This window comes from Arsukibacterium sp. (assembly GCF_033722355.1).
GTDB lineage: Bacteria > Pseudomonadota > Gammaproteobacteria > Enterobacterales > Alteromonadaceae > Alishewanella.
Genome location: NZ_JAWVZF010000133.1, coordinates 1 through 7888, shown reverse-complemented (window position 1 = coordinate 7888; position 7888 = coordinate 1). Strand labels below are relative to the sequence as shown.

Genomic DNA, 7888 nt, shown 5'->3' with positions numbered 1-7888 from the left:
TAAACTTTGATACGCTGCGTTATGTGTCAGAGCGCTGTGAGCTGGGCGAGAAAAAAGAAGCGGTATTTGCAGTGACTATCCCGGAAGAGAAAGGCAGCTTCCGCCGCTTTTGCCAGACGCTGGGCGGCCGGGCCATTACTGAGTTTAACTATCGCTACGCCAGCGATAATAAAGCCCATATTTTTGTCGGCATTAAGCTGCGCCACGGCCAGCAGGAATTAGCTATCGTGACCAGGCTGTTAAGTGACGCTGGTTATGATTATCAGGATTTATCTGATGACGAACTGGCTAAATTGCATGTGCGGCATATGGTCGGCGGTATGCCGCCACGCCAGTTAACCGAGCAGGTGTATCAGTTTAATTTTCCGGAATACCCGGGTGCATTAATGAATTTCCTCAATACCCTTGGCGAGCACTGGAATATCACTCTATTTCATTATCGCAATCATGGTGCTGCCACCGGCGATGTGCTGGCGGGTTTTGAAGTCGCCCAGCACAGTGATATCGCCGGCCATTTAGATAAACTGGGTTATCAGTATCAGCAGGTCAGCAATAACCGCAGTTATCAGACGTTTTTAACGGCGGGCTGAATACGATATAGCTTACCTGGCGCTGCTTTACATGACTTTGCACTGTCTTTACATCGCTTTACATTCCGCTGTTTATACTAAGCGGGTCTGCCGATGACTTTGTTATAACCAAGGATTTGGCGTTACCTGGTAGTGGAGAGCAGCATGGTTTTTCTTAAAAGCGCGTTATATTTAACCTTGGCCGCAGGGCTGTCGGCCTGTGGCAGCAGCACGACAAATACTGATAGTACAAATGATTCAGGAAATGGTAATCCGGTAACGCCACCAACAGGTGGCTTACCTGCTAAACCGGTAGTCAGTGTCCGGCCTGCTGCTGTTAGTCAGCAACCCTTTGCTGAATTCAGGTTTGCCTCTGCTGATGCCCAGTCTTACACCTGCAAATTAAACAGTGAACCGGAAGTTGTCTGCAGCAGCCCTTATCTGCTGTACCCACTTGCTGCGCAGCAGCATACCCTGCAGATAAGGGCAGTTGCAGCAGATGCAAAGGTCAGCGACGCCGAGGTAATTAACTGGGCAATAAGCAGTATTTTTGCAGATGAGCATCTGAACACCGTGCATCCAGACCTGATTGCAACGTCAGTTCAGCCTGCGCCAACTAATGATAACAGTTGGCGCGGTATTTTCAGGATTAACTGCGATTTGTCACATTCCGGCTATCATGACCCTATTGTTTATCCGGGCCAGAAAGATGCAGCTCATTTGCACCGGTTCTATGGCAACACCCTGCTGGATGAAAACAGTGATCTTCTGTCATTGTTCACCACCGGTGAATCCAGTTGTCAGGGTAACGAATTAAATCGTTCAGCATACTGGGTGCCAGCATTACTGGCACCATCATATGATCCTGTGACCAGTGAGCGCCTTACTGACGAAAACGGCGATCCAGCCTGGAAAATTGTGCCAGCAGTGGTCGGCAACGATGACGAAGCACACGAAATTTTTTACTATTCCGCAGGGGTCGATGATTTGGCCTCCATTCAGCCTATTCCGCTGGGGTTAAAAATGATTGCCGGCAGCGCCATGGGTATGCCGGGAATGGCTCAGGATACCTCTATTGTGCGCTGGCATTGTCAGGCGTGGCAGTCGAATGATGCAACCAATCCACGCTGGAGCGCCAGCATTCCAGAGTGTGTCGCACCAGATCGTTTGCGGATGGATATCTTTTTCCCAAGTTGCTGGAACGGTACCGATCTTGATTCAGCGGATCATAAAAGCCACCTGGCGTATCCGGTAAATAATGGCGGGCCCAGCGGCACAGTGTGCCCTGCCAGTCATCCGGTACCGATTATCAGGGTAAGTTTTCATTATGCTTATGGGATAAAACCCGAGGTATACGATCCACAAAGCCGCTCCAGCCGGGGCTGGCGCTTCGCTTCTGACATGTACGAGGTCAGCACCAGCACACCGGGGGGGATGTCATTACATGGCGACTGGTTTAATGCCTGGCATCCGGAAGCACTTGAAGCCGTGCTGGACGGGTGTATCCGGCAACAACTCGATTGTCATGATGGCAATCTGGCCAATGGTTACCGCTTATCCGGCACCCGCCCCGGCAGCCAGAATGAGGTGCCTGTTGTCAATAAAGGCCTGGGGTATTAATAATAAGAATACGTGTTAAAAGCCGGGTTGCTGCAATTAAAATCAGATTTCAGAGGATATCTGTCTGGCTGATATGCGGTAATTATTGCCAAGCAAAAGTTGAGTTAGCCCGACCGCTATGTTACATAACGGCTAACTTAATCAATATGTGCGTTTATTATGTGGACCATTGCGGTGGCGTCGGCCAACCCGGCCAAAATTAATGCGGTAAAACAGTGCTTTCAAAGCAACTTTCCTGAGCAAAATGTTAAGGTAAGCGGTTATGCGGTGCCGTCCGGTGTGGCCGAGCAGCCGCTAACCAGCGCTGAAACGCTACTCGGTGCGCAAAACCGCTTGCAGGCACTGAAGCTGCAAATCGCGGCTGATTATTATGTAGCGATAGAAGCCGGCCTGGATATCGATATGACTTTCGCCTGGATGCTGATTGAGCACAAAGGTAAGCTCGGCAAAGCGCGTTCAGCCAGCCTGATGCTGCCCCCGGCGGCACTGCATCTGCTGGCAGAAGGTATGCAACTGGGTGAGGCCATGGACCAGCTGTTTGGTACCACCAATATCAAACAGGCAGGCGGAGCTATTGGCTTGCTGACCCATAATCAGTTAAGCCGGGCCAGCGTTTATCAGCAGGCATTAACCCTGGCACTGATCCCGTTTATAAACCCGCAGCGGTTTTAATCTGCGGCCTGCCAGCGGGCCAGAAAATACAAGGCTGTGCCCAGCAATACAAATAATGCGGTGGCCAGCACTGACGATAAGCTCACCTGCAGCGCCAGCCAGGCGCAGGCGGCGAGGCCCAGCAATGGTATGGTGTAGCCCAGTGGCAGCACAAAGCTGTCACTGACAGCCAGCTTCGGCCGCAGCACTGGCACGGCAGCGCAGGTCAGGCCGTACAGCAGCAGGCGGGATACCACCGTTGCCGCGGCCAGCCATAAAAATGAGCCGTATAGCGTTAGCAGCAGCGCTAATACGCCAAAAAATACAATAGAGTTAGCAGGTGTTAAAAAGCGAGGCTGTACGGCGGCAAACCAGCGCGGCAGGCTGCCATCTTCAGCCAGCGCGAAACTGGCCCGTGGCGTGGAAAAAATTGCACCCAGTAAATTGGCAGCTACCGACGCCACCACACCCAGCATCAGCACAACCGCACCCGCCGGGCCAAATAAACTGGCGGCGACATCCAGCAGCGGGCTGCTGGAGTCGGCAATATCCGGCACGGCGGCCACGCTCACCAACTGAATGCTGATATACAATAAGGTCACCAGCAGCAAACCCAGGATCAGCGCTCGTGGCATATCCCGCGCCGGGTTTTTTGCTTCGCCGGCCGGCACCACCACTGATTCAAAGCCAACAAAGGCATAGATCAGCAATAAGGTTGCCGCGCCAATATCATAAGGGCTGCTAAATACCTTGGCCGGATTAAAGGTTGGTAACAGCTGACTACCCAGCAACGCGGTACCGGTAATCACTAACAGCAGCAGCACGGCGAACTTAAGCAAGGTAAGTAGCGCTAATGAACGCATTGCCCGCACTGAGCCGATAACATTGATCAGAGTCAGGCTGCTGATAACCAAACTGAGCAGCACGGCACGGTTGATGCCGGCGGTGGCTGCCGGCCAGAAGTAACCGATACTGTCGACCAGCAATACGGTGTTGGCGGCAAACGATACCAGGCGGGCAATGTAATACAACCAACCTGCCTGAAAACCAATAAAAGAGCCGAAGGCGGCTGTACCGTAACGCACCGGCCCACCACTGCCCCGGAAATAACTGGCCAGCTCGGCCATGCAAAGCAGTATTGGCAGAATCAGTAAGGCGCAAAACAGATAAATTAGCGGGCTGTATTCGCCGGCCAGTTTCGCCGCGCCGCCGGGCAGGCCAAAAATGCCGGCACCAATTAAGCCATTGACCACCAGCAGCCACAGGCCAAATAAACCCAGATGGCGAGGCAGCATGGTGGATGTTGCAGCTGTGTTTTGTTCAGGCATAGCATTTGTCCGCTCGGCTAAGGCACTACTATAAAGTGAATAAACGCGTGCTGCACAGTTTTGTTTGCTATGCGCGCCAGCGCACCGATAAGCCTTTAACAGCACGCTAAAGTGTGTCAGCCGGGTATACCGTTCCGGTGACGACGATACCTGAGCAACAGGCTCAGTGTTATCCGATCAGGCCAAATATCAGACGTCGTCTATACTTAATAGTCCGACAACGCCGTTTAGACCACTATTGAGTTTACCAACGGAGGTATTATGGAACCCTTTACCAACCCCAAAATGACTCGGGATGCTGTTCGTCGCGGTATCAGAACTGCCCGGGGCAATTTGCATGATGTTATTGATAATGTCGCAGATAAGTCAGTACCGGTCTTCAGGCAGGTGTCTGGCAGGGCACGAGATGCTGCCCACAAAGTGGCCGATGGCGCTCACCATGCCGCTGATGCTATTTATCATAAAGGCGAGCAGCTGAACAGCCTGCAACAGCAGCTGGTCGCAGGTACCCGCAATACAATAAGAAACCGGCCCTTACTGGCCGTGGGGATTGCCGTTGCTAGTGGCGTGCTGTTAAGTTGGTGGTTAAGTCGCCGGCAGAAACAACAACAGGACATAGAGGACGTAGAGTAAGTGGCTTTAGAACTGTAAAACTGGCCGCAGACAGGCGGCCAGTTTAGTGATCACCATTTTATGACGTTAGTTCCAATGCAGCTCTAAAAACGCCAGATAGGCTTTTTGTGCTTTAACGCTGTTGCTCTTTTTCAGCAAGCCATGCCTCGTATCATTCCTTAATTAACTCTTTGTGTGCGGTAGCGTACATACTGAATTTCAGTAACACGCTACAGTAGAGCGGTTTGGACAATTAGCAGGACCCTATAATGTTAGACAAGCCTGAACATGCTGATAAACAACACCTGAAAAACACTGCACTGCAACTTAATTACAATTCGCAGAGTGCTGAGCTGGTGAATCTTCGCTGCGAATTTATCGTGCAGCGGACGCTCTGGGAGAAAAAGCAGCACAAATTGCATCTTGCCAATCAACAGTTATCGTTGGCGTTGCAGCAGGCGAATCTTAATAATCAGGTGGATCCGTTAACGCAGACGCTTAACCGCAGTGCGATGCATGAACGGATAGGCTATGCGCTTAGTGGTGCGAAACGGCATAACAGCCAGTTAGCGCTGTTATTTATTGATTTAAATAACTTTAAGCCGGTAAACGATCAATATGGCCATGAGGCGGGTGATAGCGTGCTGCAACAGGTGGGTGGCCGGTTAAAAGCCGCAGTGCGTGATAGTGATGCAGTTAGCCGCCATGGAGGCGATGAGTTTTTATTGCTGCTGACAGATGTAACAAACGCTGAGGATATCAGCGCCTTCACTGATAAATTACAGTGCCTGCTGGCGGAGCCGTACCCGCTGACTGACACTAATGTCTGGCTGTCAGCCAGCATTGGCATTGCAGTATTTCCGCGGGATGCCACTACTGCTATCGGGCTGATTGGCTATGCTGATGCCGCTATGTACTGCGCTAAACCGCACAGTTCCATTCGTCCCGGTTAATATCTTATCTGTGCAACATTATTTCTTGCCTGTCACTTTATAACAGGGAAGTAGGCGATCACTTTCTTTTTTTACCACGGCATAACATTCGCAGCTTAACTGCTCCAGTCTAGCGCGGTTAATGACATGAATCTTGCCACGGCTGTACTCAATTACGCCCATTTTTTGTAAGTGGCCTGCTGCTTCAGTAACGCCTTCCCGGCGAACCCCCAGCATAGTAGCGATCAGCTCCTGGGTCATTACCAGATGACTACCTTTTAACCTGTCCAGCGACAGCAATAACCAGCGGCATAACTGCTGTTCTATGCTGTGATAGCGGTTGCATACTGCCGTTTGCGCCATTTGCGTGATAAGAGTCTGGGAATAACGCAGGATTAACACCAGCAGGTCGCCGTGGCGGTTAACTTCATCTTTCATCCGCTGGCCCGGTAAACGGTAAGCGTAGCCAGCGCTTTGCACGATACCTCTGCTGGTGGTACTTTCTCCGCCCAGAAACAGCGCTACGCCTATTAGCCCTTCAAAACCCACCACGGAAATCTCGGCCGACGAGCCGTTTTCCATCGCATACAGCAACGATACGATACAATTGACAGGGAAATACACGTGGCGCAGCACATCACCAGACTCGTACAACACTTTCCCTAATGGCATCTCAACCAGTTCCATATGGGGCAATAGTCGTTGCAGCACTTCCTCTGATAGCGCATTCAGTAAATGATTATCTGTCGGTTTATGTGGTAATTCTAACGTGTTTTTATTTGATGCCGCTCCAGGCATAGGGTCTCGTTATCTTTGTGATGTTGTCGGAACAGTATAGCTGAATGGAATGTAAGCGGCTTGTGTAATCAAATATATAACTAAGTTAAACTGAAAAAAATGCTATCTGTGTGCCAGCGCACATAAGGATATTCGCAGGCCCTGTATAGTAGTACTCTTTGGACAATTAACCGGGAAACGTAATGTTAGAAACGATTATTGTACTGCTGCTTATTTTATGGGCGCTTGGTCTGGTGTCGTCTTACACTATGGGTGGTTTTATCCACATTCTGCTGGTTGTCGCAGTGGTGGTGGTGGCTATCCGGCTCATCAGGGGCCGCCGAATCTGATTCCGCTATGATAAAAAGCAAACAGGCCGATTTAAACCGGCCTGTTAATTATCGGTTGTTAAACATTTTCCGATTACAAATGCTGCTCTAAAAACGCCAGATAGGCTTTTTGTGCTTTGATCCTGTTGCTCTTTTTCAAGAAGCCATGGCCTTCATCATCAAATAACACATATTCTACCGGCACATTGTTGGCACGAATGGCCGCAACCATTTCATCGCTTTCTACCTGCAGTACCCGCGGGTCGTTGGCGCCTTGTACTACCAGCACCGGCTTTTGCACTTTATCGCCATGAAATACCGGCGATATCCGGCGCAGCCGTTCGCCATCTACTGCCGGATCACCCAGTTCAGCATACAGACTTTCACGAAACGCTTCCCACCATGGCGGAATGCTTTCCAGCGTGCGCACCCAGTTAGTGACGCCGAAAATATTAATGCCGACTTCAAACTCATCGGTAAAGGCCATTGCCGCCATAGTCAGGTAACCGCCATAGCTGCCGCCTATTACGCCTATCCGCTCAGCTGCCACCCAGTCGAGGCTTTGCAGGTATTTTTTACCATAGACAATATCCTGTAAGTCATCTTCGCCATGGCGCAGATCGTCCAGATGAAAGAAGGTTTTACCATAACCGGAAGAACCCCGGTTATTGACAGATAAAACTGCATAACCATGATTGACCAGATGCTGGATCATCGGGCTGTAACCGGTACGCGACTGACCACCCGGGCCGCCGTGGATCCAGATAAGTGCCGGAACTTTGGCAGTAGCGGCCGCCTGATGCGGTTTATAAAGCAGTGCTGGGATGGTCAGACCGTCAAAGCTGTTAAAACGAACAACTTCACTTTGCACCAGATGCGCTTCATCGATGCTGCTGGCCAGGGCCTGGGTTAATCGCTTTGCCTGGGCGGTGCCCAGCTGCCAGACATATAAATTAGACGGGCTGTTATCCGCATTTAAATAAAAGCTCATGTATTTGCTGTCGTCAGAAAAGCTGACGCTGCGCAAGTCGCCTGCCGGCAACTCGGGCAGTTGTAAGGCTTCGCCACTT

At 50.8% G+C, this 7888-nt stretch carries 8 protein-coding genes and 1 pseudogene; 6 read left to right on the top strand and 3 right to left on the bottom strand.

What is annotated here, in order from left to right; all coding sequences use genetic code 11:
- The 3 genes and pseudogenes from R3177_RS11425 to yjjX form a co-directional block, all read left to right on the top strand.
- A pseudogene (locus R3177_RS11425) lies at positions 1-590 on the top strand (threonine ammonia-lyase, biosynthetic); the annotation flags it as partial.
- 144 nt (positions 591-734) lie between these two features.
- A complete protein-coding gene (locus R3177_RS11420; RefSeq protein ID WP_318971159.1) occupies positions 735-2189 on the top strand; it encodes a DUF1996 domain-containing protein in 1455 nt (484 codons plus the stop codon).
- A 159-nt stretch (positions 2190-2348) separates the two neighbouring features.
- Entirely contained in the window at positions 2349-2861 is a 513-nt protein-coding gene (gene yjjX, locus R3177_RS11415) for an inosine/xanthosine triphosphatase (protein WP_318971158.1), read from the top strand.
- Here yjjX and R3177_RS11410 read toward each other — a convergent pair.
- Entirely contained in the window at positions 2858-4168 is a 1311-nt protein-coding gene (locus tag R3177_RS11410) for an APC family permease (protein WP_318971157.1), read from the bottom strand. The two genes, yjjX and R3177_RS11410, sit on opposite strands and share 4 nt — an antisense overlap.
- Before the next feature lie 261 nt (positions 4169-4429).
- Between R3177_RS11410 and R3177_RS11405 the strand changes: the two genes are divergently transcribed.
- Positions 4430-4801, top strand: a complete 372-nt coding sequence (locus R3177_RS11405; protein WP_318971156.1) for a hypothetical protein — start codon at positions 4430-4432, stop codon at positions 4799-4801.
- Between the two features lie 248 nt (positions 4802-5049).
- The gene (locus R3177_RS11400; protein WP_318971155.1) at positions 5050-5733 is read left to right on the top strand and encodes a GGDEF domain-containing protein; all 684 of its coding nucleotides are present in this window, start codon (positions 5050-5052) and stop codon (positions 5731-5733) included.
- An 18-nt stretch (positions 5734-5751) separates the two neighbouring features.
- On the opposite strand, the gene R3177_RS11395 is transcribed toward R3177_RS11400, so the two are convergent.
- On the bottom strand, positions 5752-6510 hold the full coding sequence (locus R3177_RS11395; protein WP_318971154.1) for a Crp/Fnr family transcriptional regulator: 759 nt from the start codon (positions 6508-6510) through the stop codon (positions 5752-5754).
- A 182-nt stretch (positions 6511-6692) separates the two neighbouring features.
- On the opposite strand from R3177_RS11395, the gene R3177_RS11390 reads away from it, so the two are divergent.
- On the top strand, positions 6693-6839 hold the full coding sequence (locus tag R3177_RS11390; RefSeq protein ID WP_318971153.1) for a lmo0937 family membrane protein: 147 nt from the start codon (positions 6693-6695) through the stop codon (positions 6837-6839).
- Between the two features lie 73 nt (positions 6840-6912).
- On the opposite strand, the gene R3177_RS11385 is transcribed toward R3177_RS11390, so the two are convergent.
- On the bottom strand, positions 6913-7888 hold a 976-nt coding region (locus R3177_RS11385), incomplete at its 5' end, for a S9 family peptidase (protein WP_318971152.1).